The organism is Terriglobus sp. RCC_193 (genome assembly GCF_041355105.1).
GTDB lineage: Bacteria > Acidobacteriota > Terriglobia > Terriglobales > Acidobacteriaceae > Terriglobus.
The window spans coordinates 1,007,510-1,033,363 of record NZ_JBFUPK010000001.1 but is presented as its reverse complement, the minus strand read 5'-3'; the positions used below and the strand labels follow the sequence as shown (position 1 = coordinate 1,033,363).

The 25,854-nt window shown below is 57.7% G+C and carries 25 protein-coding genes; 9 read left to right on the top strand and 16 right to left on the bottom strand.

What is annotated here, in order from left to right; all coding sequences use genetic code 11:
• Positions 1-74: 74 nt before the first annotated feature.
• Together groL and groES are read right to left on the bottom strand one after the other, a co-directional pair.
• Positions 75-1,739 (bottom strand): chaperonin GroEL, encoded by a 1,665-nt coding sequence (gene groL / locus AB6729_RS04285; RefSeq protein WP_371080322.1) that lies wholly within the window; start codon positions 1,737-1,739, stop codon positions 75-77.
• Between the two features lie 138 nt (positions 1,740-1,877).
• Positions 1,878-2,171: a co-chaperone GroES gene (gene groES, locus AB6729_RS04280; protein ID WP_047487525.1), complete on the bottom strand. Its 294-nt coding sequence runs from the start codon at positions 2,169-2,171 to the stop codon at positions 1,878-1,880.
• 213 nt (positions 2,172-2,384) lie between these two features.
• Between groES and AB6729_RS04275 the strand changes: the two genes are divergently transcribed.
• From AB6729_RS04275 to AB6729_RS04260, 4 genes are read left to right on the top strand one after another with little or no spacing between them, the layout of a single operon-like run.
• Positions 2,385-3,053, top strand: coding sequence for a hypothetical protein (locus tag AB6729_RS04275; protein ID WP_371080321.1), 669 nt, complete (start codon positions 2,385-2,387; stop codon positions 3,051-3,053).
• Positions 3,054-3,055: 2 nt separating this feature from the next.
• Entirely contained in the window at positions 3,056-3,790 is a 735-nt protein-coding gene (locus AB6729_RS04270; protein WP_371080320.1) for an SDR family NAD(P)-dependent oxidoreductase, read from the top strand.
• Positions 3,791-3,824: 34 nt separating this feature from the next.
• On the top strand, positions 3,825-4,607 hold the full coding sequence (locus tag AB6729_RS04265; RefSeq protein WP_371080319.1) for a hypothetical protein: 783 nt from the start codon (positions 3,825-3,827) through the stop codon (positions 4,605-4,607).
• On the top strand, positions 4,597-5,385 hold the full coding sequence (locus tag AB6729_RS04260) for a tetratricopeptide repeat protein (protein WP_371080318.1): 789 nt from the start codon (positions 4,597-4,599) through the stop codon (positions 5,383-5,385). Before AB6729_RS04265 ends, AB6729_RS04260 begins: the two co-directional genes overlap by 11 nt.
• An 18-nt stretch (positions 5,386-5,403) precedes the next feature.
• Here AB6729_RS04260 and AB6729_RS04255 read toward each other — a convergent pair whose 3' ends face one another.
• The 8 genes from AB6729_RS04255 to AB6729_RS04220 form a co-directional block, all read right to left on the bottom strand.
• Positions 5,404-5,838, bottom strand: coding sequence for an Rrf2 family transcriptional regulator (locus AB6729_RS04255; protein WP_371080317.1), 435 nt, complete (start codon positions 5,836-5,838; stop codon positions 5,404-5,406).
• Between the two features lie 33 nt (positions 5,839-5,871).
• On the bottom strand, positions 5,872-6,318 hold the full coding sequence (locus tag AB6729_RS04250; RefSeq protein WP_371080316.1) for a globin domain-containing protein: 447 nt from the start codon (positions 6,316-6,318) through the stop codon (positions 5,872-5,874).
• A gap of 96 nt (positions 6,319-6,414) precedes the next feature.
• Entirely contained in the window at positions 6,415-8,163 is a 1,749-nt protein-coding gene (locus AB6729_RS04245; RefSeq protein ID WP_371080315.1) for an ABC transporter ATP-binding protein, read from the bottom strand.
• Between the two features lie 2 nt (positions 8,164-8,165).
• Entirely contained in the window at positions 8,166-8,846 is a 681-nt protein-coding gene (locus tag AB6729_RS04240) for an FKBP-type peptidyl-prolyl cis-trans isomerase (protein ID WP_371080314.1), read from the bottom strand.
• 20 nt (positions 8,847-8,866) lie between these two features.
• The gene (locus AB6729_RS04235) at positions 8,867-11,233 is read right to left on the bottom strand and encodes an LptF/LptG family permease (protein ID WP_371080313.1); all 2,367 of its coding nucleotides are present in this window, start codon (positions 11,231-11,233) and stop codon (positions 8,867-8,869) included.
• A 93-nt stretch (positions 11,234-11,326) separates the two neighbouring features.
• Positions 11,327-12,073: a response regulator transcription factor gene (locus tag AB6729_RS04230; protein WP_371080312.1), complete on the bottom strand. Its 747-nt coding sequence runs from the start codon at positions 12,071-12,073 to the stop codon at positions 11,327-11,329.
• A complete protein-coding gene (locus tag AB6729_RS04225; protein ID WP_371080311.1) occupies positions 12,070-13,032 on the bottom strand; it encodes a sensor histidine kinase in 963 nt (320 codons plus the stop codon). Before AB6729_RS04225 ends, AB6729_RS04230 begins: the two co-directional genes overlap by 4 nt.
• 91 nt (positions 13,033-13,123) lie before the next feature.
• Positions 13,124-14,110 (bottom strand): acyl-CoA desaturase, encoded by a 987-nt coding sequence (locus AB6729_RS04220; protein ID WP_371080310.1) that lies wholly within the window; start codon positions 14,108-14,110, stop codon positions 13,124-13,126.
• 194 nt (positions 14,111-14,304) lie between these two features.
• On the opposite strand from AB6729_RS04220, the gene ruvC reads away from it, so the two are divergent.
• Both ruvC and AB6729_RS04210 read left to right on the top strand, forming a co-directional pair.
• Positions 14,305-14,811: a crossover junction endodeoxyribonuclease RuvC gene (ruvC, locus tag AB6729_RS04215; RefSeq protein ID WP_371080309.1), complete on the top strand. Its 507-nt coding sequence runs from the start codon at positions 14,305-14,307 to the stop codon at positions 14,809-14,811.
• Entirely contained in the window at positions 14,808-15,470 is a 663-nt protein-coding gene (locus tag AB6729_RS04210; protein ID WP_371080308.1) for a hypothetical protein, read from the top strand. Before ruvC ends, AB6729_RS04210 begins: the two co-directional genes overlap by 4 nt.
• A gap of 1 nt (position 15,471) precedes the next feature.
• Here AB6729_RS04210 and rsmA read toward each other — a convergent pair whose 3' ends face one another.
• Positions 15,472-16,260 (bottom strand): 16S rRNA (adenine(1518)-N(6)/adenine(1519)-N(6))-dimethyltransferase RsmA, encoded by a 789-nt coding sequence (gene rsmA, locus AB6729_RS04205; RefSeq protein ID WP_371080307.1) that lies wholly within the window; start codon positions 16,258-16,260, stop codon positions 15,472-15,474.
• A gap of 61 nt (positions 16,261-16,321) precedes the next feature.
• On the opposite strand from rsmA, the gene glgA reads away from it, so the two are divergent.
• Together glgA and AB6729_RS04195 are read left to right on the top strand one after the other, a co-directional pair.
• Positions 16,322-17,770, top strand: coding sequence for a glycogen synthase GlgA (gene glgA / locus AB6729_RS04200; protein ID WP_371080306.1), 1,449 nt, complete (start codon positions 16,322-16,324; stop codon positions 17,768-17,770).
• A gap of 9 nt (positions 17,771-17,779) precedes the next feature.
• A complete protein-coding gene (locus AB6729_RS04195) occupies positions 17,780-18,499 on the top strand; it encodes a hypothetical protein (RefSeq protein ID WP_371080305.1) in 720 nt (239 codons plus the stop codon).
• Positions 18,500-18,539: 40 nt separating this feature from the next.
• On the opposite strand, the gene AB6729_RS04190 is transcribed toward AB6729_RS04195, so the two are convergent.
• The 4 genes from AB6729_RS04190 to AB6729_RS04175 are packed head-to-tail and all read right to left on the bottom strand — an operon-like array spanning position 18,540 to position 22,773.
• Positions 18,540-18,995 (bottom strand): DUF3037 domain-containing protein, encoded by a 456-nt coding sequence (locus tag AB6729_RS04190; RefSeq protein ID WP_371080304.1) that lies wholly within the window; start codon positions 18,993-18,995, stop codon positions 18,540-18,542.
• A complete protein-coding gene (locus tag AB6729_RS04185; RefSeq protein ID WP_371080303.1) occupies positions 18,979-19,737 on the bottom strand; it encodes a HipA family kinase in 759 nt (252 codons plus the stop codon). The genes AB6729_RS04190 and AB6729_RS04185 overlap by 17 nt, the downstream gene beginning before the upstream one ends.
• A gap of 14 nt (positions 19,738-19,751) precedes the next feature.
• On the bottom strand, positions 19,752-21,131 hold the full coding sequence (locus AB6729_RS04180; RefSeq protein ID WP_371080302.1) for an APC family permease: 1,380 nt from the start codon (positions 21,129-21,131) through the stop codon (positions 19,752-19,754).
• 37 nt (positions 21,132-21,168) lie between these two features.
• Entirely contained in the window at positions 21,169-22,773 is a 1,605-nt protein-coding gene (locus AB6729_RS04175) for an ArnT family glycosyltransferase (RefSeq protein ID WP_371080301.1), read from the bottom strand.
• 125 nt (positions 22,774-22,898) lie between these two features.
• Here AB6729_RS04175 and AB6729_RS04170 point away from each other — a divergent pair, with 125 nt between their 5' ends.
• Entirely contained in the window at positions 22,899-23,816 is a 918-nt protein-coding gene (locus AB6729_RS04170; RefSeq protein ID WP_371080300.1) for a neutral zinc metallopeptidase, read from the top strand.
• Here AB6729_RS04170 and uvrC read toward each other — a convergent pair whose 3' ends face one another.
• Positions 23,817-25,778 carry an excinuclease ABC subunit UvrC gene (gene uvrC, locus AB6729_RS04165; RefSeq protein ID WP_371080299.1) on the bottom strand — a complete coding sequence of 654 codons (1,962 nt, stop codon included), beginning with the start codon at positions 25,776-25,778 and terminating at the stop codon, positions 23,817-23,819.
• Positions 25,779-25,854: the final 76 nt, after the last annotated feature.

The following is a 25,854-nucleotide window of genomic DNA, read 5'->3' as shown; positions in this document are numbered from 1 at the left end:
CGGAGTCGCTCTTTCGTAAATAAGAAAGCCCCGGATTGCTCCGGGGCTTTCTTTGTTGTTCGTGCATTTGAGGCTTAGTACATGCCGTCCATGCCGCCGCCGTGCGAGTGGCCGCCTGCCGGTGCTGCCTTCTCCGGAATCTCTGCAATGAGAGCTTCCGTGGTCAGGAGCAGGCCGGAGATGCTGGCTGCGTTCTGCAGAGCGGTACGGGTTACCTTGGTGGGGTCAATGACGCCAGCGGCAACCAGGTCTTCGAACTTACCGGTTGCTGCGTTGTAACCCTGGTTGTCCTTGGACTCCAGGATCTTGCCCACAACCACTGCACCCTCTTCGCCAGCGTTGGCAACGATCTGACGCAGCGGCTCTTCGATGGCGCGGCGGATGATCGATGCACCGATCTTCTCGTCGCCTTCGAGGGTCTTGATGAGTGCGTCGACGTCAGCAGCGCAACGAACCAGCGCCACACCACCGCCCGGGACGATGCCTTCTTCCACGGCTGCACGGGTTGCGTGCATTGCGTCTTCCACGCGGGCCTTCTTTTCCTTCATCTCGGTTTCGGTAGCAGCACCGACCTTGATGACGGCAACGCCACCCACCAGCTTGGCGAGGCGTTCCTGCAGCTTCTCGCGATCGTAATCGGAAGTGGTCTTTTCAACCTGGCTACGGATCTCGCGCACGCGACCGTCGATGTCGGCTTCCTTGCCGGCGCCGTCGATGATGGTGGTGTTGTCCTTGTCGATGGTCACGCGCTTCGCGGTGCCCAGGTCCTCAAGCTTCACGGACTCCAGCTTGATGCCGAGGTCTTCCGTGATGGCCTTGCCACCGGTCAGGATGGCGATGTCGCCCAGCATGGCCTTGCGGCGGTCGCCGAAGCCAGGAGCCTTCACCGCAGCCACATTCAGCGTGCCACGCAGCTTGTTGACCACGAGGGTTGCAAGAGCTTCGCCGTCCACATCTTCAGCAATGATGATGAGTGCCTTGCCGGTGCGGGCCACCTGCTCCAGAAGGGGCAGGATGTCCTTCATCGCGGAGACCTTCTTCTCGTAGATGAGAATGTAAGGATCGTCGAACGAAGCTTCCATACGCTCTGCATCGGTCACGAAGTAGGGCGACAGGTAGCCGCGATCAAACTGCATGCCTTCCACGACGTCGAGCTGGGTCTCCATGCTCTTCGCCTCTTCCACGGTGATGACGCCGTCCTTGCCAACCTTCTTCATCGCTTCGGCAATGATGGTGCCGATCTGCGAATCCGAGTTGGCAGAGATGGTGCCCACCTGGGCGATCATGTCGCCGGAAACCGGCTTCGACAGCTTCGACAGAGCGCCGCCCGAGACGTTGCCATGCTCGTCGCGCTTGCCCACAATGGCTTCTACAGCCTTGTCGATGCCGCGCTTCAGAGCGGTGGGGTTTGCACCGGCTGCAACCGTCTTCACGCCTTCGCGGTAGATGGCCTGTGCCAGAACGGTGGCGGTGGTGGTGCCGTCGCCGGCAACGTCAGAGGTCTTGGAAGCAACTTCCTTGACCAGCTGTGCGCCTACGTTTTCGATCGGGTCCTTCAGCTCGATTTCCTTGGCGACGGTGACGCCGTCCTTGGTGATCGTCGGCGAACCGAACTTCTTCTCGATAACAACGTTGCGACCCTTGGGGCCGAGGGTGACCTTGACGGCGTCCGCGAGCGTGTTCACGCCGCGCAGAATCGCCTGACGGGAATCTTCACCGTGCAGAATTACCTTTGCCATTGTGTTTCTTCCTTCTTCGCGCTCACACGGAGCAGCGGGTTTGAATGTTTGTGGCTGAAAAGGTTTAGCAGTATTGCTACTTCGAGGTATCGTTTGGATTCTTCGCTTCGGTCAGAATGACGACCTCGGTGGCAACGCTTACTTGAGAATGCCGAGAACTTCTTCTTCGCGCATGATCAGGAGGTCTTCGCCGTCCAGCTTGATTTCCGTGCCGGAGTACTTGCCGAAGAGAACCGTGTCGCCAGCCTTAACGTCCAGCGGGAATACCTTGCCTTCATCGTTGCTCTTGCCCTTGCCAACGCTGATAACAGTGCCCTGCTGCGGCTTTTCCTTAGCGGAGTCGGGGATGATGATGCCGCCGCGAAGCGTCTCGCCCTCTTCCAGGCGGCGCACCAGAATGCGGTCATGCAGCGGTGTGAAAGTCGATGCCATGGTGTTTCGTTCTCCTTGGGTGGTGGTCGATGGTGTGTTTTAGCACTCCATCCTTCCGATTGCTAATGTACGAACTGGCAGTCATAGCCGTCAAGTGCTAATCCGTGAAATGTGAGTGAAAGGCGCTCATGTCCGAATCCGCATCGGCCATAGCGCCAGAACGCGCCGGGGGCACCGCGACAGAATACCCCTCGGAACGATAGAATGCAGGGCATGTTGTCCCGCCGTGCGCTCCCCGTCGTTGCCACCCTGCTGCTCTCCGCCGCACCGTTCCTTTCCGCTCAAAATGAGCGTCACGGACGTAAATACAAAGCTCCGCCGGAGACCAGCCATCTTGAGATTCTTGTGGTGCGGGACTTCAACGGCAAGGTCATTGAAAATGCTGGAGTGATCTTTCATCCCACCAGGGACGGTATTGACGAGGGCAACCTGGAAGTGAAGTCCGGACCTGATGGCAAGGCCTTCATCGACATCATCCCGACGGGATCGGATGTGCAGGTGCAGGTGATCGCGAGTGGGTTTGAAACCTATGCAGGCGACATCAAACTGGATGCTCCGTCAAAGCAGTTGACCATTCGCATGAAGCGGCCCACGCAGCAGGTATCTGCTTACGACGAGAATGAAGGCAAGGGGAACCTGAAACGCAATGTTGGCGTGCAGGAACCGATTCGCACACAGACGGCGCCAACGACGACTGCAAAACCGTTGTCGGCCAGTGAACCGGTGATCAAGCTGCCTGCGCTGCCAAAGAACAAAACTGCAGATGGCGATGCCACAATCCAACCTGGAACCACAGCCGCACCCGCGTCGAAGCAGCCGACAAAGACGGGGAACGCTGCACCGGTAGCGGATGGCACGCCCGCACCACCGCAATCGAATTAACTATGACTTCTTCGCACGAAAGTCTTCGTGGACGTCGTGTCCTGATTACAGGCGGCGTTCGCAGGCTTGGCCGAGCCTTTGCTTTGGCGTTGGCGAATGCCGGAGCGAATGTTGTCGTAACCACGCGCCGTTCCGATGAAGCTGCAACCGATTTGCTACAGGCCGTAAAGCCACTTGGTGGGCGATACGCAGCACTTCATTGCGATGTGACTGTGCCCGACCAAGTCAGCAGTGCTATCGAAGAAGCTGCCAACTTTCTGCAAGGCATTGATCTGCTCATCAACAATGCGGGCATGTTTGAGTCGGCAAAGCTGGAAAACCTGACACCGGAGCAGTGGGACCGCATCTTTGCAACGAATACGCGTGGACCGTTCCTGGTGGCGCAGGCAGCGTTGCCGCATCTTCGCAGCAGCGGGCAGGGAAGAATTCTCAACATTGGCTCGCTGGGCGGCATCCGTCCGTGGGTAACGCACGGCCACTACTGTTCCAGCAAGGCGGCGTTGCACATGCTGACGCAGACCATGGCGAAAGCGTGGGCGCCGGAAGTCAGCGTGAATGCTATCGCTCCGGGCATGATTCGTTTTCCGGATGAGCCGGAACGCATGGCAGCGAAGACACCGATGCAGCGCGATGGTTCTCCTGCTGATGTGGTGAAGGCGGTGTTGTTCTTTGCGTCGGCCCCACAGTTCATCACGGGACAGGTGCTGGCTGTCGATGGCGGTCTGGGGCTTGCCTGAGCCTTTGCTTCGATACACTGGAAGCAGATTGTCCATGTCCTCTGAAATTGTTCTCAAACCTTCTCCCGATGCGATTTCGCTTGCAGAACGACGCGAACAGCTTGCCGCTGTGCGTACGCTGCTTGCGGAGTTGGAGGCGGAGCTTGCGCAGTTTCGCGCGCAGTTAAAGGCGTTTGAAGGCCGTTATCTACGACAGGTGGGCGTGCTGTACGCCGAGCTGGATGCATTGGAAGCGCGCATTACGGAACATGAAGCTGCGCTCTATGGCTCCGATGCGGCGCGGCAACGTGCAGTAGAGGCAAAGCAGCGTGCACAGGAGAGCCACGATGCTGCATTTGGTGAAGCGCGCGAGGCAGAAGAGTTTGATCCACCGACTAATCTGAAGACACTCTTTCGCGAAGTGGCCAAGCGCATTCATCCGGACTTTGCGCGAGACGAGGCGGAGCAGCAATACTTCACGCTGCTGATGGCGCGCGCCAATCAGGCGTATCGACGCGGCGATACAGAGACGTTACAGCGCATGTTGGACGATCATCTTGAGATCAACGCGGCTGTTGCGGGTGAAACCACTGCTGCGGAGTTGTTGCGCATGACACGGCAGATGCAACATGCCAAACGCGACATTGCATCCTTGGAGATGGAGCGCTACTCGCTGCAGGGTAGCGAGATTGCCATGATGTTGCAGGATGCGGAGACGGCTGCACGCGAGCATCGCGATCTGTTGACGGAGCTTGCAGTCAGCGTGCGCAACCAGATCGCAGAAGCGCAGCGTCGCTTCGATTTGATCGATCGGCAGATGAACGTTCATGGAAGATAACGAACAGTCCGGCCTGCAACACGTACCCACGGGATCTGGGCTGTCGTTACACACAGCACGCTCCGGCATGATTGCGCGTGGCCGCCGCGATGCCGCTGGTGCTGCGTCGAACCCGCATTACAAGCAGGCATTGGAGCTGTACAACGAAGGTGATTATGCTGCGGCCGCGGCATCGTTTCGTCTGGCTGCCGAGCAGGGTCACGCTGAATCGCAATACCTCCTGAGCACGCTCTATAACGAAGGCACCGGCGTTGCTAAGGACGACGAACAGGCCGCATATTGGGAGCGCAAAGCCGCCGAGCAGGGTCATGCCTATGCGCAGGCCAATCTGAGTTTTCGTTATTATTCCGCGAACGATTTTGCTGAGGCATTCACCTGGTGCCAGCGCGCGGCCTATAGCAAGCTGGCGTGGGCGCAGTACAACCTTGGCCTGATGCACCGCAAAGGCGAAGGCACAGAAAAGAGCGATACGCAGGCGGCATATTGGTATCGGCTTGCAGCCGCACAGAATTTTGCAGAAGCACAGCAGAAGCTGGCGGACCTGTATTACTTTGGCCAGGGCGTGCCGCAGAATTATGTGCAGGCTGCATCGTGGTATCGCAAGGCTGCAGATCAGGACAATGCGGAAGCGCAGTTTCAATTGGGCCATCTGTATGCCATCGGTGAAGGCGTGGAGCATGACTATGTGCAGTCGCGCTACTGGATTCGCAAAGCCGCGCAACAGGGCCATGAGCAGGCTGTCAAGGAACTGAAGCGTCGCCAGTATCGCGATGCATAATATGCTTCGTTCACGAAACTAATTTGTAATCTGCACCAGCTTCTGTAGCGATGGCGTCTGCGCCATCTGCGCAAGGCTGTACTGATCCAGCGCGCGAAAGAAAGCTTCGTGCGCTTCGTCCAGAGCGTTCTTTAACAGGCAGTCGGCGCGCAGTGGGCATGGTTGTGTCCAGCAATCAACCAGGCCGCCTTTGGGCTCGGTCATACGTACGATCGCACCGATGCGTAACGATTCGGGAGGGCGACCCAGCCTGAGGCCGCCTCCCCGTCCCTTTGCCGTTTCCACCAGTCCTGCCAGGCCAAGCTGATAGGCCACTTTCACCATGTGCGTGTAGGGAACATTGAATAATTCAGCCGCGGCGCGTACCGTCACCACTGTCTCCAGTGGCTTGTCACGGCTGGCCAGATACAGCAGCAGACGCAGCGAAAGATCGGAAAATCGAGTCAGTTGCATGGTGCGTGTTCACAGTCTACGGCGCATCGCACGTTATGCCAGCGCAGGCTTCTCCGCGTAGATCTCCTTTTCCCGCGCGATCATCACATCCGCAAGCTGCTGATACGCGGCTGTCCATGCTTCCAGCACCTCGGGCGTAATGGCATCGCCCAGCACAATCTTCATCGCCTGCAACAGATACTGTCCCACGAGCGGATACTGCTCCGGCGTGACGTGTGTCTGCACATGGCGATGCGCAATCTTCTCCACGGCGGGTCCAAGATTCTCCAAGCGATCCAGATTCGCAACGTAGGCAAGGATGGACTGCGCCAGTCGCTTGGGCTGTTCGCCGGACTTCTGATCATCTACGTTGAACTGCGACATCAACTGCGGATTTTCACCGAGCAGGTTGGCGTAAAAGATGCGCGTAATCTCCTCGCCATGTTGAGCAAGGGCGGGCATGGTGGACTTGACGATCTCGAGCTGACGCGGTGAAAGCAATGTGGGCTCCTTCGGCTTTAATATGTATTTAAGATAATGATTAAAGGGCGAAGGATTCAATGACCCGTGTCACAGTGTTCGTTTATCGGAGCGGGATTATTCGGCGACGATCTCTTCTTCGAGCTGCTGCTTCTCAAAGAGTTCCGCGTAGTAGCCGCCTTCGGCAAGCAGTTCTTCATGCGTGCCAAGCTGGGCGATGCGTCCGTTGACCAATACAGCGATGCGGTCCGCGGAACGCGCAGTGGAGACACGATGCGCGATGAGGATGGTGGTGCGATCCTGCATCACCTCGCGCAGGCCTTTGAGGATCTGCTCTTCTGTGTACGTGTCCACGGAGGCAAGCGCATCATCAAGGATGAGAATGCGCGGATTGCGCAGGATCGCTCGCGCAATGGATGTCCGCTGTTTCTGACCACCGGAAAGCGTTACGCCTCGTTCGCCAACAAGTGTGCCAAAGCCTTGCGGGAACTCAAGAATCTCTGCGGCGATGTGCGCGCGCCGCGCTGCTTCTTCAATCTGCTCATCTGTAGCATCAGGAACACCGAAGGCGATGTTGTCGCGGATTGAAGTGGAGAAGAGAAACGTCTCCTGCGGCACAAAGCCGATGGCGCGTCGCAGAGTGGCAAGAGGCCATTCGCGAATTGGCAGGCCATCGATCAGCACTTCACCGGCAGGTGCATCCAGCAGGCGCGGGATCAGGTTCACGAGCGTTGTCTTGCCGCTACCTGTGGGGCCAACAATGGCCAGCGATGATCCTGCTGGAATGGTCAGGTTCACGCCGTCAAGTATCTTCGGCCCGTTGCCGTAACCGAAGGTGAGATCGCGAAACTCCACCTCGCCCTGTGGCACTGCATCAATGGCAACTGCGTTGCCGCTCTCATCCTGAATCGATGGCACGGCCTTCATCAGTTCGTCGATGCGCATCACGGAAGCTGTGCCGCGTTGGAAGAGATTGATGACGTAGCCGAGCGCCAGCATGGGGAAGGTCAACTGCACCATGAAGACCATGTAACTGGTGAATTGGCCAGCGCTGATATTCCCTAAGACCACCTGGTGCCCACCGACGAGCAACGTCAGAACAATGGACAGGCCAAGCACAAACTCCAGCGTGGGCCACAGCATGGCCATGATGCGCACAAGGAACAGCGAACGACGAATGTATTCGTGATTCGCTTCTTCAAACGAACGAATCTCCGCCTCTTCCTGTGCAAAGGCACGCACCAGTCGCACACCGGAGAAGTTCTCCTGCGCCTTGGCACTGATCTCAGAGAACATGGCCTGGATGCGTTCAAAACGCTGATGGATTCTGCGTCCCATCAACTGCACAACAACTGACGCAATCGGCAACGGCAGGAACGCCAATAATGTAAGCCGCGACGAGATGTGAAACATGAAGGGCAGCGCAGCCGCAGTGAAGACCACGGTGTTGGCCGAATACATGATGGCCGGACCCAGCAGTTGGCGAACCGCATTCAGATCATTCGTCGCACGCGCCATGATGTCGCCCGTGCGATGTTCGTGAAAGAAGGTGATCGATTGCTTTTCGAGCGATGCGAAGAGGTCGTTGCGCAGATCGTATTCAATCTCGCGTGATGCGCCGATGAGAATCCATCGCGTGGCATACAGGCAGACCGCGGCAACACAGGCAATGGCGATGAGCAGCATCACATTGCGCGCGACGATACCCTGTGCACCGTGATGAACCACATCATCTACCGCATGGCCAATGAGCAGCGGCATAACGACTTTCGATGCGTTGTAAAACAGAACGGCCACCGCTCCACGGACAAGATGTCCGCGATAACGATTCAGGTAAGGGAACAGTGGCCGCAGTTTTTCAAGCATGGTTATTCGTGGCGCTCCTCAGGCCGTTCCGCGGGCTTCGCGGGTGTCTGGCTTGCCGCGGGAGGCATTGTGGGGCCAGCCTCGGGCGCTTCAAAATGCGTTCCAGTTACAGGCTGCGGTGTGAAGCCCTGCCCCACAAGCTCAATATCAAAGACAAGGTCGGCTTTCTCAGGAATCACAGGCGGATGGCCAGCCGCACCGTAGGCAAGCTGCCACGGAATGATCAGGCGACGCTTGCCGCCCACACGCATGCCTTCAAAACCCAGGTCCCATCCTGAGATGACGCGCTTCAGGCCGATGGGGAACACGATGGGTTCGCCACGGTCGACAGAAGAATCGAACTTGGTGCCGTCGGTGGTCCAGCCGGTGTAATGCACGGTATAGAAGACCACCTTGTCAGGAGGCATGGATGGGCGGGCTTCTTCACCATCGCCGACCTTCAGGTCAATGAAGCGTAGTGAAAACAGTTGCGCTGGTGTGCCGGTCGCGGCGGGCATGGTACCCACGGCGGCGACGCCTTCAGTAGCTTTAGGATCTGCTGGCATAGGAAGTGTTGGTGACGTCGGTCTCAATTTCTGTGGAGCTGTAGCGCTTTTCGCAGCCGTTGTTGCAGGCTTCTTTGTGGTGGTGGTTTGTGCCGCCAGCGTGGTGCTGACGATCAGTGCTGCTGCCAGTGCTCGCATCCTTATTCCTCAGATCCATTTTACGTCTGCGCCTTCAGCAGCAGGTATCCACCAGCCATGCCAAAGAGCAGGTCCGGTGACCACGCAGCAATCACGGGTGGCAATGCGTTTACGTTGCCCATGGCTTCAAAGATGGAGGCAACCACAAGGTAGGCAATCGCCATGCCGATGGCCGTCGCAAAACCTGCAAGCGAACCGCGCTTGCCCATAGTGAGCGCAAACGGCACAGCGAAGATGGCCATGACAAGTGTGATGAGTGGATAGGCGAGTTTGCGATTCAACTGAACGCGCAGGCGCATGGTGTCAAAGCCGCTCTGCTGCAGATCGTGAATGTAGTTATTCAATTCACCGAAGCTCATCTCCTGCGACTGGCGGCTTTCCTTCTTGAAGTACACGGGCTGCTCGCGTATCTCGGGGAACGACGCGATCTCAAACGGCCTGTACGATGCAACGCTGTCACCCTGGAAATTCCGCTCCCAGCCGTTCCCCAAGACCCATCGTTGTGCATGCATGTCCCAGTGCGCAGAGCCGGCAAAGATGCGGCGGCTGAGATGGAAGCTGTTCGGCTCAAATTCAAAGACCGTCAGGTTTGCGAAGACATCTTTGTCCGGATCGAAAAACTGATAGTAGAAAATGCGTGTGGGTTCGCCTACGGAATCCTGCTGGCCGCTGATCCATTTGCGATCGGGTCGAAGGAAGGTCTGCGCGGGCTTGCCTTTGATGACAGAGCGTAAGGATTCCTGGCGGCGGTTTGCCTGTGGCAGGTAAAGCTCGTCGAAAGCAAAAAGCGAAACCGCAAGTACGGCCGCCAGCGCCAGCAACGGCACGATAAGCCGATACAGGCTGACACCGCTGGCCTTCATCGCGGTGAGTTCGCTGGAGCGGCTGAGCGCGCCAACGGTAATTAATACGGCCAGCAGGGCGCAGAGTGGCGTCAGGTTGTACAGCATGTAGGGAATCAGGTTCAGCAGATAATCGCCCACGGTGATCAGCGGTGTGCGATTACGGAAGATGTCCCCAATCAGTTCAAAGAAGCTGAAGATCAACGACAGCAGAATGAACGACGACAACACCAGCCCAAACGTGGTGAGGAACTGCCGCATCATGTAATCGTCAAAGATAAGCGGGAAGCGGTTCTGCCGTGTAGGACGATGGACTATGGTGGCAGCGCGGTGTTCGCCGCTCTCTTGCCGTGTCGTGGCATGCGTGCTTCGCAAACGTTTCGGCAGGCGGCGTTCCATCCAAACACCCACGGGAGCCAGGCCCCGAGCCATCGTGGCGATCACGCCCGTTTCACCACGTGACATCTGCCGCAGCAGAACAATGCCTACCGCAGCGAAGACCACATTCGCAGCCCATACGCCAACGAAGGGCGAAATCTTACCCTGCTTCGCCATGGCAACGCCGATGGACGAAAACAGGTAATAGACGAAGACCAGGGCCACCGTCAGCACGAAGCCGGTACTCTTGCCGCCGCGCCGCGACGACAATCCCAGCGGCACACCCACCAACATGAGAACAATGCAAGCCACCGGATAAGAGAGCCGTTTGTTCCACTCGATCATGTAGGTGCGGCCCTGTTCCTCGTGCCTGCGCTGCCATAGCTCGGTGGCAGACATGGCAACCAGTGGCGTGTCTGCATGACCCAGCTTCAGGTCTTCCTGTGAACCGATCTGGATAGGCGTGTCCGTCTCGGTAAAGGTGGAGATGTCGTACTGGTTGGGGTCCTTCGGCGATGTCTCGTGCTTGGTGCCATCGCGGAAATGGAGACGCAACTCGTTACCAGGAGCGGGAAGGACAACGGCGTCTTCCGCAGTGGTGATGCGTGGCGTGGCCGGATTTGTCAGGTCTGCAAGAAACACGTGTTGCCACAACGATGCACCCTGACCCGGGCGCGTGTTCTGGACATACAGCACGTAGTTCTTGAAGTCTTCGTAGAACACGCGCGGCTGCACTTCAAAGCCGGCCTGTTGCGTCTTCAGGCTGTCTTCCAATCGCAGCAGAGCCGCTGCAGAACGGGGCGCAACATAGAGGGAATTGAAAAGGCCCAATCCAAGGCCAATGCTGGCCGCGATGGAAACGATCCCGACAAAGTGCAGAACGCCGACACCCGCCGCGCGCATGGCGGTGATTTCACTATCGGCAGAGAGGCGCGATAAGCCCAGCAGGATACCAACCAGCACCGTCATGGGAATGGTCAGAATAAGCGTGGTGGGCAGCGTATAGAAAAAGACATCCGCCACAGCCTGCAGTGATGCCGATCCGCGCACCAGCAATTCCAGAATGTGCCCCAGGTCGCGCATAAACAGCACAAACGTGAAAAGCACACCACCCAGCAGGGCATGCGACAGCACTTCGCGCAGAATGTATTTCGTCAGAATCCGCACAATGTCAGCGCCGCCTCTTGCATAACCACCAGTGTAGTAATTGGACGCTACGGACGTCGCCTACGCTTCGCAAAATCTTCGATATCCGGTCGATTAGGCTGCCCCATCGCCCATGACGAAGCGGTAACCCACTCCGCGCACCGTCAGCAGGTGTTTGGGCTTCACGGGATCGTCTTCCAGGTAGCGGCGCAGCCGGACAATGAAGTTGTCGATGGCGCGGGTGTCGGTATCCTCGCGGACGCGCCAAACCTCTTCCAGAATCTCCTTACGCGAGACCACGCGGCCTTCGCGGCCCAGCAGATAGCGCAGCAGGTCAGCCTCCATCAGCGTGAGCCGGGTCACCTTTTCACCGGCGCGAATCTCCAGCGTATTAAAGTCGATGACTTTGCCTTCAAATTCATAGATATTCCGGACGGGTTCCGGCTCGGCTTCCATGACGGGAGATGCGGCATCTCGCTGCCATTGCATCCGGCGCAGCAGGCCGTTCAGGCGCGCCAGCAGGATCGACAGGTCAAACGGCTTGTTCAGGTAATCATCCGCGCCCGCTGAAAAACCTTCCAGAACATCCTCCGGCCGATCACGAGCGGTCAGCATCAGGATGGGAACGTAGTTGTTTGCGGCGCGCAGTTGCCGGGCAATCTCAAACCCATCGATGCCGGGCAGCATGACATCCAGCAGCACCGCAGCAGGACGTTCCGGTGTGTGCAGCAGCCAGTTCAGAGCAGCTTCTCCATCGGCTTCGTGGTGCGTGCGATAACCCTCCAGCTTCAGGTTAAAGAGCAGCGCTTCGGCCAGATGTTCTTCGTCTTCAACAAGTGCAATCAGGGGAGATTCACTCATGCTGTGGCTTCCTCCGCTGCAGGCGCGGCTTTCAAACCTGCCGTTGTGATCAATGGAAGCTGAAGAGTGATGGTTACACCGCGGCCTTCACCGTGGCTTTGCGCTGTGGCATCGCCACCGTGTTGCCGGGCAATCGAGCGGACAATGAATAAACCCAGACCCGTACCTTTCACCTTGGACAGCGACACGCCGCCAACGCGATAGAAGCGATGAAAAATACGTCCAATATGCACCGCTGCAATACCGACGCCCTGATCAGTAATGCGCAGCGTCGCCGTATTGAAGCGTGGCGTACTCAGTTCTGCGGTGATGTGTACGCCATTCGGGGAATACTTCACGGAGTTATCAAGAATGTTCAGGATAGCCGTTCGCAACGCATCCGCATCGCCCATCACCTGAACTGTTTTGCCCACTGCGCGATCCTCAAACTGCACGGCGTCCGGCGGAAGATGATGCCGCCGCAAGGTCTCCTCCAGGCAGGATTGCGTCAGTGCCCGCAGGTCCACCGGCAACCGCGCCTTCAGGTTGCGTTTGACGCCCTTCGCTCCGGCCTCGCCTGCACGCAGAATCTGCTCTACCGTGGCCAGCAGCCGGTCATTATCCTCACGGATGCGGCTGTAAAACTCCTGTCGCTGCGATTCGTCCAGCGGACGCCTTTGCAGCGTATCCAGATAAAGCCGAATGGACGCAATCGGCGTTTTCAATTCATGTGTCACCGCATTCAGAAAGCTGTCCTGGCGTTCGTTGCGGCGGATTTCGCGCACCAGAAAGATCGTGTTCAGGACAAGGCCGGCGATGATGACGGCAAAGAACAGAATGCCGATGACCATCAGCGCAACGCGGCGTTCCGTCACGTTGAGGATGATCCAGCCAACGTTCAGCGCAATCGCCAGTCCCACCAGGCAGATACCCAGCGTGATGAAGAAGGCAATGGTGCCGCGTCTGCGGGTGATATTCATCGCACGTCTATTGTGGCACTGTCATGCAGGCAAGAGAAAAGGGCACAAAGTTTTGTGAACTTTGTGCCCTTCGTGTGTCACTGTCGGAAGCTTACGCGCCAGCCGGCTTGGGGTTCTTCGGATCCCACTTGGCGACCTGAACCTTCTTTGCCAGACCGACCTTTTCCAACAGCCAGATGCCGTAGTAGTTGGGGTCGAATTCGTACCAGACCAGGCCATGACGGACGCTAACGGGATGCGCGTGATGGTTGTTGTGCCAGCCTTCACCACCGGTCAGCAGGGCCACCCACCAGCTGTTGCGCGAATCGTCCTTGGTTTCAAAGCGGCGACCGCCAAACATATGCGAAGCCGAGTTCACCAGCCACGTTGCATGGACGCCGACGCAGACGCGCAGGAAAGTGCCCCACAGAACCATGCCCAGCGCATCGTGGATGCCACCGATGTAGTAGCCAATACCCATCTGGATGAAACCAGCGACGGTCAGCGGCAGCCAGTGGTACTTGCTCAGCCAGCGCTGTGCAGGATCGCGGGTAAGGTCAGGAGCATAGCGGCCTAGCAATGCGGTTTCGCTGTGCAGGGCGCGGCCAGTGATAATCCAGCCAATGTGAGCCCAGAAGGTTCCATCGTTCGGCGTGTGCGGATCGCCGTCGTGGTCGCTGTGCTGATGGTGAACACGGTGCGTGGCTACCCAGAAAATGGGTCCGCCCTCCAGCGCCATGGTGCCGCATGCGGTCAGGGCAATCTCAAGCCAGCGGGGAACGCGGTAGCCGCGGTGCGTCAGCAGGCGGTGGTACGTCATGCCGATGCCCACATTGATCGCCAGGAAGTACATGACCGCTGCGCAAATGACATACTTCCACGACCAGAAGAACAGGGCAGCAAAACCCAGCACATGGAAGATGCTGAAGGCAATGGTGGTGATCCAGTTGATACGTCCCTGCTGGTGGTCACGTCCCATACGCAAATCCTGCTTCACCTTTTCGCGCTGCTCAACGGCTGCGGCGACGTGGCGTGCGGGCTGCGCTGCGGGCGTTGCTGTAGAAGTATTTTGCTCAACCTGGTCAACAACTGGTGACATTCTGCTCTGCTTTCCGGCGGAAGGGTTTCTGGTTTCCGCTCTACACCATTGACACTATCGTGAAGACCCCCTGTCTGTGTGTAAGAGTTCTGTCACGGCCAGGTACATGAAATCTCACAGCTTGATGCGGGCCGGTTATCCACTCCGCCACCTCCCGTCGCCGTTCCCAGTCTGCAACCGGTACACTCGTCACCATGCGGGTTTTCGGCATCGATTGCGGCACGGAATACACCGGATGGGGCATCGTCCAGGTGGAGGAAACGCTGCGGGAGCGCCGTCTTGTGCCCGTAGCCGCCGGAGCCATCCGCCTGAATAAGAAAGAGCGCACACCGCTGCGGCTGCAACAGGTATACGTCGAGTTAACAGGCCTGATGGCGGCTTACCAGCCCGATTGCGTAGCCATTGAAGACGTCTTTTTCGCCGCAAATGCCAAAAGCGCGCTGAAACTGGGCCATGTACGCGGAGTCGCCATGCTGGCTGCCGCATCGTGCGGCCTTTCCGTCAGCGAATACGCGCCGCTGTCCATCAAATCCGCTGTGGTGGGCTATGGTCTGGCCGCAAAAGAGCAGGTGCAGTTCATGGTGGCGCGCCTGCTGGACCTGGAGAAAGCGCCAGAACCCGCCGACGCCGCCGACGCGCTGGCCATTGCCATCTGCCACGTACATACTGCCCAGACACAGATGGGCATCGGAGTCCGATGAAGGTTTGGATCGCAGCTACTCTACTGGGATGGATCGTGGCGCCGGCACTCGCACAAGGTCAGAGCCTTCCTGCTACCCGGGCTTATGGACTCACGTTTGTCTATGATCGCCCCGGACTGAATGTGCCGCATTGGCAGATCAAGATCACGCCGCACTCCGCAGCCGAATACAGAGGCACTCCGTTGAAAGGGGTTGACCCCGGCATGATCTTCTTCGCAATCTCTGACCCGGGCAGCGAACGCCTCGGAGACCTGCTTGCAGGCAGTCACGATATGCAGCCGTGCGAGACAAAATCAAAGGGCATTGCAAACATGGGGCAGAAGCGGATCGACTTTTGGCCTGAAGGTAGACCAGAGTCGCACTGCGCCTTCAATTACACGGACAACAAGCCATTGAGCGAGGCTGCAGACTACCTCATCGCCATCGCCAATACGATCCAGACCGGTGTGGAACTGGATCGCCTGCATCGCTACGACCGCCTGGGCCTGGATGCAGTCATGCATCGCCTGGTGGCGGACGTAAAGGAGCATCGCGCGGTGGAAGTTGTTGCCATCCGGCCCACGCTCCAGCGGCTCGCGGAAGATGAAGCGTTAATGGATCGCGTGCGCGCCAAGGCACAGGACCTTTTGACACTGGCCAGCGAAGAGGCTGTGAAGTAGTTCAGATGGCGCGATAGAGCGCGGCGAAACGATCCAGCGGCAGCGCCTCGGCCCTTGCGGACGCCTCAATCTCCGCGGCGCCACATGCTTCTGCGATCTGCTGCGACGTATAACCAGCGGCCCGAAGGTTGTTGTTCAGTGTCTTGCGCTTCTGCTGAAAACACAGCTTCAGAAAACGATCGAAACCTGCGGCATGCCTGATGCCAAGCTCCGCAAACCGAGGCGCAAAGCGCATCCGCAACACCGTGGAGTACACCTCCGGCGGAGGGTTGAATGCGCCCGGCGGCAGCGTGAACAGGTTCGCTGTCTCCGCATACATCTGCACCGTGGCGGAGAGCAGGCCAAAGTCACGATTGCCCGGCTGCGCTGCCACACGGTCTGCCACTTCGCGCTGCATCATCACCACGGCCAGTTCCAGCGCAGCCTCATGCGCACACAGGTGCAGCAAAATGTCGCTGGTGATGTAGTACGGCAGATTGCCGATGACCAGCGCCTTTTCGCCCGCAGGCACCAGCGCCGTGATGTCCGTCTCCAGGATGTCCGCTTCGATAACCTCCACGTTCGGATGATTGCGAAACTTGAAACGCAGCTCAGGAACCAGTGACCGATCCAGTTCAATGCAGGTCAGTTTTTTCGCACGTTCTGCAAGAATCGTCGTGATGGCGCCGTGCCCCGGGCCAATCTCAAGGACCGCGCGTGTGGACACATCACCCAGCGCATCCGCAATGTGATGCCGGGCATGATCGTCCACCAGAAAGTTTTGTCCGAGCTTTGGTTTGCGTGGCTGCATCTGATACGGTGTGCGTGCTCCTCTCGTTAGAGTAACTTGGAGCATGGAAACAGGAGTGTAGATGCACATCGTATTTGCAGCATCGGAGTGTGTACCCTGGGCCAAGACCGGCGGCCTGGCGGACGTGGTGGGTGCGTTGCCGCCCGTGCTGGTACGTATGGGGCATCGTGTCACCACCTTTGTGCCGTACTACCGCCAGGTGGCGAAGAAGCTGTCGGATCTGCCCGTCGTCATCCCCAGCCTCACCATGCCGTACACGTATTACCAGCGTTACGCGAGCGTGCTGGATGGTGGTGTCCATGAAGGCGTGCAGGTCTATTTCATTGACTGCCCGGAGATGTTTGACCGCGAAAACCTTTACGCCACCCCCAGCGGCGACTATCCCGACAACTGGGAGCGCTTCGGTCTCTTCAGCCGGGCAGTCATTGAGGCCAGCAAGATTCTCGGCGTGCCGGACGTCTTCCATGCGCACGATTGGCAGACCGCGCTCGTTCCGATTTTCCTGCGTTCCATCTATTTCTTCGACCCGGTTCTGCGCCGCGTGCCCTGCGTCTTCACCATTCACAACGCGGGCTACCAGGGCTGGTTTCCATCCGACATCATGCCGCACCTCCTGCTGCCGTGGGATATGTTCACGATGGACAAGCTGGAGATGTATGACAAGGTCAACCTGCTGAAAGGTGCGCTGGTTTATGCAGATGCACTGACAACGGTAAGCCGCCATTACGCGCTGGAGATCCAAACCAGCGAATTCGGAAATGGTCTCGAAGAGTTCTTCCGCCGCCGCAAGGCAGACCTGTTCGGCATCCTGAATGGGGTGGACTACGCAGAGTGGGACCCGGCGCATGACAAACACATCGCGGCCCACTACGCCGCGGACAATCTGAAGGGCAAAAAAGAATGCCGACGCGACCTGCTGCACGCCTTCGGCATGGACGGCGTGGAAGACCATACGGCTGTGCTCGGCATCGTCTCACGCTTCGCCACGCAGAAGGGTTTCGATCTGCTTGCGGGCATCATGCACGAACTGGTGAAGGATGACGTCGTCTTACTCGCGCTCGGCACGGGCGAAGAATATTACGAACGCCTCCTCGGCGAACTGGCGCTGCGTTATCCCGACAAGGTGCGTGTACAGGTTCGCTATGACAACACGATGGCGCACAAGGTGGAAGCGGGCAGTGACATCTTCCTGATGCCATCGCGTTACGAGCCCAGCGGCCTCAACCAGATGTATTCGTTGCGTTACGGCACCGTACCTGTGGTGCGATCGACCGGCGGACTGGAAGACACCATCCGCGAAAAGCCCGATGGCAAGGCCAACGGCTTCAAATTCCACGGCTACAACCAGGAAGATTTTCTGGACGCCATTCGCCGTGCCGTCGCCGCCTTCCAGAATAAGGAAGAGTGGGAAGAGATCATGAAGCGTGGCATGGAAGAAGACTTCTCCTGGGACAAACCAGCAGCCGAATACATCAAGGTCTACGAGCGTGTCATCACGAATCGCACCTGAAGCCCCGACATGCCTAAAAACGTTCAGAAGTTAAAACTGAGTGATCCGTTATTCGACAAACTGAAGTCCTTCGACGGACGCCTCTATTCCTATGTCGTAGCCCACGACATAGGATTTGCCCCTAACCCATATTTCGGTTTCTGCACGCTGGCTTGTTGCAAGCCAACGATACGGAAACATGCTCGCGAAGGCGATTGGATCGTGGGCTTAACATCAAGAGAAAACGGCACGAATCGCATTGTCTACTTTATGCGAGTTGACGAGCGGCTGGAATCATTCGAATCCTATTGGAAAGACCCTAGATTCGAAAGCAAGAAACGTAGTACAGCTTCAGATGAAGCCCAACTTGGCGACAATATTTACAAGGTGGACAAGCGGGGAAACTATACGCAGGTCGAATCCAAGCATTCCGATGGCCCTCGGGAAAATACAGAAAACAAAGAGAGGGACTTAAAGGGAAAGGCAATCCTAGTCGGAACGACATTCACATACTTCGGCGAAAATGCCGTTGAGCTTCCGCCGGAATTACAGCCTCTCGTGATCGGCAGAGGACATCGCTCACACTTTGACGAAGAAGTAAGGTCTGACTTCGTTAAATTTGTTTGTCGTATAGGCATTCGGGGGAAATGCGGTAATCCTGCAAAATACAGGGTGCAGTTATTAACCTCTACCTGCACAGAGAAGGTTGCTCAAAGACAACTAGAGCGGAAAGGCTGCGGAGGTTGCTAGCCTCAGCTAGTCATTATCATCCCAGCGATCTCATTAAAAGTTAACGAGCGCTACGCGCAAACTCCCTCAACGCATTCCGCTCTGACGGAATTGCATCCAGCACGGTCGATACAATCTCGCGCAAACGTTCATCCAGCGCCTCATGTGACATGCCGTCACGCGCACACACGCCGGTACGAATACTTGATGTTTGCAACATGGTGCTGCGCGGTGCGGTGAGCCAATGAAAACGCTCACGCTGCGACAGCTTCGCCATCGGTCCACCTTCAGCATCACCCGAACACACATGCGCAAATGCCTTCAGATGCTGCTGAATGGCATCCGCATCCACATCAGGAGCTAAAGCACGCAGACGTGCGCAGTCCAGCGCGATGCAACACGCAAGATAGCGCAACTCCTGGCTGTATAGGATCACGCCTGCGTTCACAAACTCTTCGCGCTCCACGCGTGGCACCACGCGCAGCACGGCGTAATCAAAGCTAACGTTCGCGTGCACGGATGGCCTCCTGTTCGAAGATGTGTGCATGTTCCAGTCGCTCCACAAAGAAGCGAAGATATGCTTCGCGGATGCCTTCCGCATCGCTGCCAAGGAAATTATCCGGCACCAGCGCAAGGATATCGCGCAAAACCGTCTCATTCAGCCGTTCACGAGCCACCGCACCAGCCGCTGCGATCTCGCTGGCATACGGCAACAACACATGCTGATCAATCTGCGGGAACGGCGAACGAGCTTTACCCGGCATCGTCTCCCAGTGATGATGAAAATACATCGCCGCGCCGTGGTCGATCAGGTACAGTTCACGATGCCACATCAACAAATTCGGATTGCGCGGTGTGCGGTCGACGTTCTGCACAAAGCTATCGAACCAGACGGCAAGGGAAGCGGTCTGTGCGGAAACCTTGTCACCCGCGGCCGCGACGAAATCGGTGGAACCCGGCAGATAATCCAGACCTACATTCGTTCCCACACTTGCTTTCAGCAGATGGCGAATCTCCGCATCGGGATCGCTGCGCCCCAACACGGGGTCTACTTCCACCAGCACAATCTCCGGCACCTTCAATCCAAGCGCGCGGCCAATCTCTCCGGCAATAATCTCTGCGGTTAACGCAAACAATCCCTGGCCTGCGCCGCGAAACTTGGTGACGTACATGCCAAGATCATCTGCCTCTACAATCGCAGGCAGTGACCCGCCTTCACGCAGTGGAAGCACATACCGAGTTGCCAGAACCGACCGCATGTCTTTCAGTGTAACTAGATTGCGGCTGCCTTCCGCTTGTGATTGAAGTAAAGAAACAGCGGAATCCCCAGCACAATCACCAGGCATCCCAGCAGCGTGTTCTTCGGATCATCTACCAATTGAAAGACGGTCAGCGCAATCGCTGCAAGGATGAACAAAATCGGCACCACCGGATATCCCGGAGTCGAAAAAACTCTTGGCCGCCCGGCTGCCGCATCACGCTTGCGAAAAACGAACACCGTGCTTACCGCAAGCCCGTAGGTGATCCATTCCGCGAAGATCGCCAGCGAAAACAGCGCCTGAAACTTACCAATCGCAAAGATCAGCAGCGATCCGATGACGGACTGTATCACCAGCGCAAACGCTGGCGTCTTGAAACGCGGATGCACGTTCGCAATGCGTGCAAAGAACAAGCCATCGCGCGATGCCGCAAATCCGATGCGGGCGCCAGAGAGCGTGGTGCCTACCAGCGTTGCGGAGATGCTCACGGCCATCGCCACGCTGACCAGCGCCGCGCCCCATGCAATGCCATGCGGGCTCAGCACCAGTTTCACCGCATCCGCCGCCGGTCGATCCGCAGCAGCCAGCGATACAGCGGGCAGCACATACTGAATCGCCGCATTGGTCAGCATGTAGAGCGCACCCACGATCAGGATGCCGCCGATGTAAGCCATAGGCAGATCACGCTGCGGATTCTTCACTTCGCCAGCGAGTGTAGCCACGTCGCTCCAACCGTCGTAAGCCCACAACGCTGCGATGAGAGCGACCATGAATCCTGCAAAGCCGCCGCGTGCGCCCAGGAACATGGTGGCGAAGTTATGCATCGTTCCGATGGGGCCAGAGAAGATGAAGCAGCACGCCACAATGACGACGATGATGGCGACTTTCATCAACGTGAGCGCCGCCTGCACATCGGCCGCCTTGCGCGTACCCACGATATCCAGCAGTGTCACAAGCCATAACGCAACCAGCGCGGCTATCTGGCCCCACGTGACATTCCAGAAGGCTGTATTAGAGAAGAATGAGAAGACGGCGAAGGTGGCAAGCGTTCGTACCAGTCCGCTGACCACGGTGGCAATCGACGCTGGCTTCGCAATCGTCCACCACGTCCACATGTACAGGAAGCCGACAAGATCGCCATAGGCTTCACGTAGGAAGGCGTATTCGCCACCATAAGCCGGACGCCCGGCAGAGATCTCCGCATAGGTCAGCGCGCCAAAGAGACTCAGTAGGCCGCCCACGATCCATACGGCATACAGCGTGCTGCTCTTGCCTACGGCAGCCACCATCTCGCGCGGCACCAGGAAGATGCCGCTGCCAATGATGATGCCCACCACCAGCGCCATGGCATGGCGTGCGCCGAGTACGCGAGGAAGTTCGTGATCAGAGTTCATGCAGTGAAGTTGAGCGTAGCATCACCGGCGATTTGCGTCAGTAGTAGTTCTTGCTTTCTGCCCAGTCCGGCGCCAGCGGCACCTTGCGATGGCGGCAAAGGTAGATGTCGTGCCGCTCGTACCACATGCTCAGCGGATGATCGACGTGACCGACGACCTGCACGTCGTAGTAGTACTCGAGCAGCTTTTTCGGCGAGGTCTTGCGGTCAACGAGGATCACTTCGCCATCAAGGCCGCGCGTTCCCCATAGCCAGTAGGTGTTGTGTTCGCTGATGACGGTCGGCAGGTTGCGATGTTCCAGATCGCCCAGCCATTCCAGCGATGCGGCTTCGCCATAATTACCTCCGAAGATGCCCACTCTGGCTCGGTCTTGTGGCGATAGCGTGCCGAGAATGCGTGTGATTTCGTCCAGGTTCTCCTGCCAGCCGTAGCGGTCGGCGTAGAACTGCGGCAGAATCTGGTGGCCGCCCGTGTTTTCGTTATCGCTACTGGGCAGGTGGAGTGCCTTGGTGTAGGCCACGTAGGTCATGGGCGGCAGAACGAAGATGGCCGTGGGAAGCACCAGTGCTGTGAGGACGATGATGGTTGCGAAGGCAACGGGGAAGGCGAATACGCGATCCTGCTGTACCGCTGGCCGCGCAGCGAAGCGGTTGGTCCAGGCAATGCCGCCTGCCGCGAAGAGGATGGGATAGATCGAGGCAAAGTAGTAATCCTTTGCGCCCAGGGCAATCATCAGCACCAGAAGGATGAGCCATGTAAGGCCGATCCAGCGGCGGTCTGCGCGGCGTAGCAGGTGAACGAGTCCGGGTATCCAGACGAAGGCATTCCACGGGCCGATGACCATGATCTGGTTCAGAATCCATGCGGCGGGATTGAGTCGGATGTTTTTGTTGCCAACGCGACCGTTGTGCAGGAACTCCAGCATTGGCCAGTGGTTGTGCATCTGCCACACAAGGTTCGGCATGGCAATGACAGTTAGCAGCACGATGCCAAAGGCAGCTTGTCGCGTAAACAACACACGCCGCTGCGGCGTGAATAAAAGTGCAATGCCCAGGCACACAAGAAAGAAAGCCATCGACGGCTTATTCAGCAGCCCAATCCCAGCGGACACGCCAAAGATGGTCCACCACATCCAGCGTCGATCCACTCCGTCCTTCTCATCACGCAGCAGCATGATGAGAGCGAGCAGGCAGGTCATCCAGAACAGACTCTCAAAGGAATTCATGCTCAGGTAGCTGTCCACACCCAGGTAAAGCGGCATGCACATGCAGCCAAGCATCGCCAGCGATTGCGCCGCGCGTTTGCCGCCCAGTGACCAGCAAAGCAATCCCGTAAGGAAGATACGTCCCGCACCCGCCATCGCCGAAAACATCCGGATGCCCACCATCGAGTGCCCGAAGAGTGTCTCCGCAAGGCGCGCCTGCACCGCAATGATCGGCCCATGATCGACATAGCCCCATGCCAGATGCCGTCCACACATCAGGTAATAAAACTCGTCGCGGAAATAGCCCACGCCAATGTGCTGCTGCCAGAGCGTGCCTGCAATGTGCAGCAGCAGCTTTGCCAGCGCAAACCACAGTGCAATGCGGATCGCGGAACGCAGCGATGTGTCCACGGGACGGACAACCGTCGAGTTTGTCATGCGGAAAGAATACGTGTGCCCCAACCAATTGGTTCCGCGCTATTCTTCCCGTGGGGCATTCGGAGAGGCGCAGTGCGCATCCTATCCGATTGACTTCCAACGAATCAGCACAAGAGGGAACTGCAATGGAATGGACGCCCGGAGGCACCAGTAGCGATATTGAAGACCGTCGTGGAGACTCGGGCGGCGGAGGCGGATTCAATTTCGGTGGTGGCGGCCTTGGCCTCGGCGGATTCATTCTCGTCGTCGTCATCGGATTGATCTCTGGCCGAGGCTTCATCGGCAGCCTCCTCACCGGCCTGGGAGCGGCTGCAGGCGGCGGAGGAGGACAGCAAGTACGCCAGAGTAGACCCGGGCAACCTGTGCAGGAAAGCTCTGCTGAACACCACGACGTGCAGCTTGTCTCCTTCGTTCTGGACGACGCGCAAAAGACATGGACCGCCATCCTGCCAGAGCAGACGGGACGCAACTATCGCCATGCGAAACTGGTGCTCTTCCGCAACCGCACTCAATCCGGCTGCGGCAATGCGCAATCGGCCACCGGCCCCTTTTATTGCCCCGAAGATGAGCGCGTCTACATCGACCTCAGCTTCTGGGACGAGTTGAAACAACTGGGTGGCAACACCGGCGAATTCGCGCAGGCCTACGTCATCACGCACGAGATCGGCCACCACGTACAGAACATCCTCGGCATAGAGCAGAAGGCGCAACAGGCCATGCGCAACCCCGCCACACGTTCGAAGACCTCGGTGGAGTTGGAACTCCAGGCCGATTGCTATGCCGGCATCTGGGCACACTCCACGCAGCAGCGACACATCCTCGATCCCGGCGACATCGATCAGGCCATGCAGAACGCAGCAGCCGTGGGCGATGACCATATCCAGAAAATGCAACGCGGCACGGTAAGCCCGGAAAGCTTCACCCACGGCACCAGCGCCGAACGCCAGGGATGGTTCAAGCGCGGCTTCCAAACCGGCCAGGTGAAAGCCTGCAACACCTTCGATGTCGGTGCGGATGGCTACCAGTCGTCTGACGCAAACTAACTACTGCAGAATTCTGAACTCAGGCGGCGTTTCGGTTTCCACCGGAACGCCGTTCCCGTCAATAGCGGCTTCCCGTTCACCATCAAAGTAAGCGCGAATCTTCTTGGCCGTCGCCGCATTGACAACGGCCGTAAGAGCATCCGGCCCCGCAGCTTTGATGCCGCGCAGGCTGCCGAAGTGTTCAATCAGCCGCTTGCGTGTCGTCGGTCCCACACCGGGAATCTGCAACAGCTCGCTGTCACGGTCTCGCATCTCGCGACGCTTGCGGTGATAGCTGATGGCAAACCGGTGAGACTCATCACGGATACGCTGCACCAGGTGCAGCACAGGCGATCGGCGATCCAGCACCACCGGATCATCCTCCTGCCCGTAGACATAAATCACTTCTTCACGCTTTGCGATGGATGCCAGCGGCTGCAGCGTTACACCGATACTCTCCAGCGCAGCATACGCAGCATGAAGCTGTCCCAACCCGCCGTCGATCAGAATGAGTGAAGGGAAGGGCTCATTGTTCGCCTGCAATTTGGAATAGCGACGCACAAGGATCTCGTGCATCGAAGCGAAATCATCCACGCCCGTCACGGTCTTCAGCTTGAACTTGCGATAGTCCGCCTTCTTCATATCGCCGTCTTCCCATACCACCATACTCGCGACGGTCTCCGCACCCTGGATGTGCGAGATATCGAAACATTCAATGCGGGTGGGCACGTCCGGCAGACTCAACGCATCCTGCAACGCTTCCGCAATGGCTTTCTTCGAGGGCTGCAGCGTGCGGAATCGCTGGTCATAACTCTGCTTGGCATTCGTTCCAGCCAGGTCCAGGAGCGACCGCTTATCGCCACGCTGCGGTGCCAGTATCTCGACTTTGCGGCCGGTCTGTTCCGTTAATACGGACGCCAGCATAACGCGATCCGAAAACTCAACCGGCAGCAGAATCTGCCGTGGGACATAGGGCTGGTCCAGATAAAGCTGTTTCAGAAATGCTGAGAAGAACAGCGTGGGCGAGAAACCCGGTTGCTGCGCCGGTACATCGGCACGCAATACGTCTGCGCTCGCAGCAGAGGAATCTTCTTCCTCTGCACCCACCTCAAAATTCACCTCAGGCAGTTCTTCCCAGAAAAAGTCGCGCTTGTCCACGATCTTGCCTTCGCGCATATGAAACTGCGCCACGGCCAGCATCTCTTTATCGAAGTGGAAACCGAACACATCGGCGTCTTCATTCTCCGTGGAGGCAATGCGCTGCTTCGCCTGCAACTCCTGCAACGTGATCAGTTGATCGCGCATCTTGGCCGCAAGTTCAAACTGTTCGTTCATCGCCGCTTCGCCCATGCGCTGTTTTAAGCGGCCTTCCAGTTCGCCTTCCTTGCCTTCCAGAAACAACTGCACATCACGCACGGCCTCACGGTAAGTCTCTGGCGCAACAAGACTCTCCACGCATGGCCCCAGGCAGCGTTTGATGTAGTACTCCAGACAAGGCCGCGGATGATAACGGTTCAGGTCCACCTTGCAGCTTGGAATCAGAAACGAGCGGTGGATCAGATCGACAATGCGATAGGCCAGATTCCCCGGAAAATATGGGCCAAAATATTGGCTGCCATCCTTACGCAGCTTGCGTGTAACAAACACCTTCGGATGGCGGTCACCCGTGGTCAGCTTCACATAGGGATACGTCTTGTCATCGCGCAGCAGAATGTTGAAGCGAGGCTTGCGCTGTTTAATCAGGTTGTTTTCCAGCGCCAGCGCTTCGTGGTTGTTGGCCACCTGGATATAGTCCACATCCACGGCCTCGCGCATCAGCGTGCCGGTCTTCGCATTGGCCTGATTGGCCTTCAGCAGATAACTGCTGACACGGCTCCGCAGGTTCTTCGCCTTGCCAACATAGATGACCTCGCCCTCGACGTTCTTGTACAGGTACACGCCAGGCTGCTGGGGCAGCGTCCGGATTTTCTGATGGAGATCCATGTATGGTTCGCGGCAGGCGAAGATATCTTCGCGTCTGTGCAACAGTTTAGATGGAAATGGACGCAGGAAGATTCTG

Excerpts from the sequence above, each read along its gene's own strand:
- groL (WP_371080322.1), bottom strand. The coding sequence starts at position 1,739 with ATGGCAAAGGTAATTCTGCACGGTGAAGATTCCCGTCAGGCGATTCTG.
- groES (WP_047487525.1), bottom strand. The coding sequence starts at position 2,171 with ATGGCATCGACTTTCACACCGCTGCATGACCGCATTCTGGTGCGCCGC.
- AB6729_RS04275 (WP_371080321.1), top strand. The coding sequence starts at position 2,385 with ATGTTGTCCCGCCGTGCGCTCCCCGTCGTTGCCACCCTGCTGCTCTCC.
- AB6729_RS04270 (WP_371080320.1), top strand. The coding sequence starts at position 3,056 with ATGACTTCTTCGCACGAAAGTCTTCGTGGACGTCGTGTCCTGATTACA.
- AB6729_RS04265 (WP_371080319.1), top strand. The coding sequence starts at position 3,825 with ATGTCCTCTGAAATTGTTCTCAAACCTTCTCCCGATGCGATTTCGCTT.
- AB6729_RS04260 (WP_371080318.1), top strand. The coding sequence starts at position 4,597 with ATGGAAGATAACGAACAGTCCGGCCTGCAACACGTACCCACGGGATCT.
- AB6729_RS04255 (WP_371080317.1), bottom strand. The coding sequence starts at position 5,838 with ATGCAACTGACTCGATTTTCCGATCTTTCGCTGCGTCTGCTGCTGTAT.
- AB6729_RS04245 (WP_371080315.1), bottom strand. The coding sequence starts at position 8,163 with ATGCTTGAAAAACTGCGGCCACTGTTCCCTTACCTGAATCGTTATCGC.
- AB6729_RS04240 (WP_371080314.1), bottom strand. The coding sequence starts at position 8,846 with ATGCGAGCACTGGCAGCAGCACTGATCGTCAGCACCACGCTGGCGGCA.
- AB6729_RS04230 (WP_371080312.1), bottom strand. The coding sequence starts at position 12,073 with ATGAGTGAATCTCCCCTGATTGCACTTGTTGAAGACGAAGAACATCTG.
- AB6729_RS04225 (WP_371080311.1), bottom strand. The coding sequence starts at position 13,032 with ATGAATATCACCCGCAGACGCGGCACCATTGCCTTCTTCATCACGCTG.
- AB6729_RS04220 (WP_371080310.1), bottom strand. The coding sequence starts at position 14,110 with ATGTCACCAGTTGTTGACCAGGTTGAGCAAAATACTTCTACAGCAACG.
- ruvC (WP_371080309.1), top strand. The coding sequence starts at position 14,305 with ATGCGGGTTTTCGGCATCGATTGCGGCACGGAATACACCGGATGGGGC.
- AB6729_RS04210 (WP_371080308.1), top strand. The coding sequence starts at position 14,808 with ATGAAGGTTTGGATCGCAGCTACTCTACTGGGATGGATCGTGGCGCCG.
- rsmA (WP_371080307.1), bottom strand. The coding sequence starts at position 16,260 with ATGCAGCCACGCAAACCAAAGCTCGGACAAAACTTTCTGGTGGACGAT.
- glgA (WP_371080306.1), top strand. The coding sequence starts at position 16,322 with ATGCACATCGTATTTGCAGCATCGGAGTGTGTACCCTGGGCCAAGACC.
- AB6729_RS04195 (WP_371080305.1), top strand. The coding sequence starts at position 17,780 with ATGCCTAAAAACGTTCAGAAGTTAAAACTGAGTGATCCGTTATTCGAC.
- AB6729_RS04185 (WP_371080303.1), bottom strand. The coding sequence starts at position 19,737 with ATGCGGTCGGTTCTGGCAACTCGGTATGTGCTTCCACTGCGTGAAGGC.
- AB6729_RS04180 (WP_371080302.1), bottom strand. The coding sequence starts at position 21,131 with ATGAACTCTGATCACGAACTTCCTCGCGTACTCGGCGCACGCCATGCC.
- AB6729_RS04175 (WP_371080301.1), bottom strand. The coding sequence starts at position 22,773 with ATGACAAACTCGACGGTTGTCCGTCCCGTGGACACATCGCTGCGTTCC.
- AB6729_RS04170 (WP_371080300.1), top strand. The coding sequence starts at position 22,899 with ATGGAATGGACGCCCGGAGGCACCAGTAGCGATATTGAAGACCGTCGT.
- uvrC (WP_371080299.1), bottom strand. The coding sequence starts at position 25,778 with ATGGATCTCCATCAGAAAATCCGGACGCTGCCCCAGCAGCCTGGCGTG.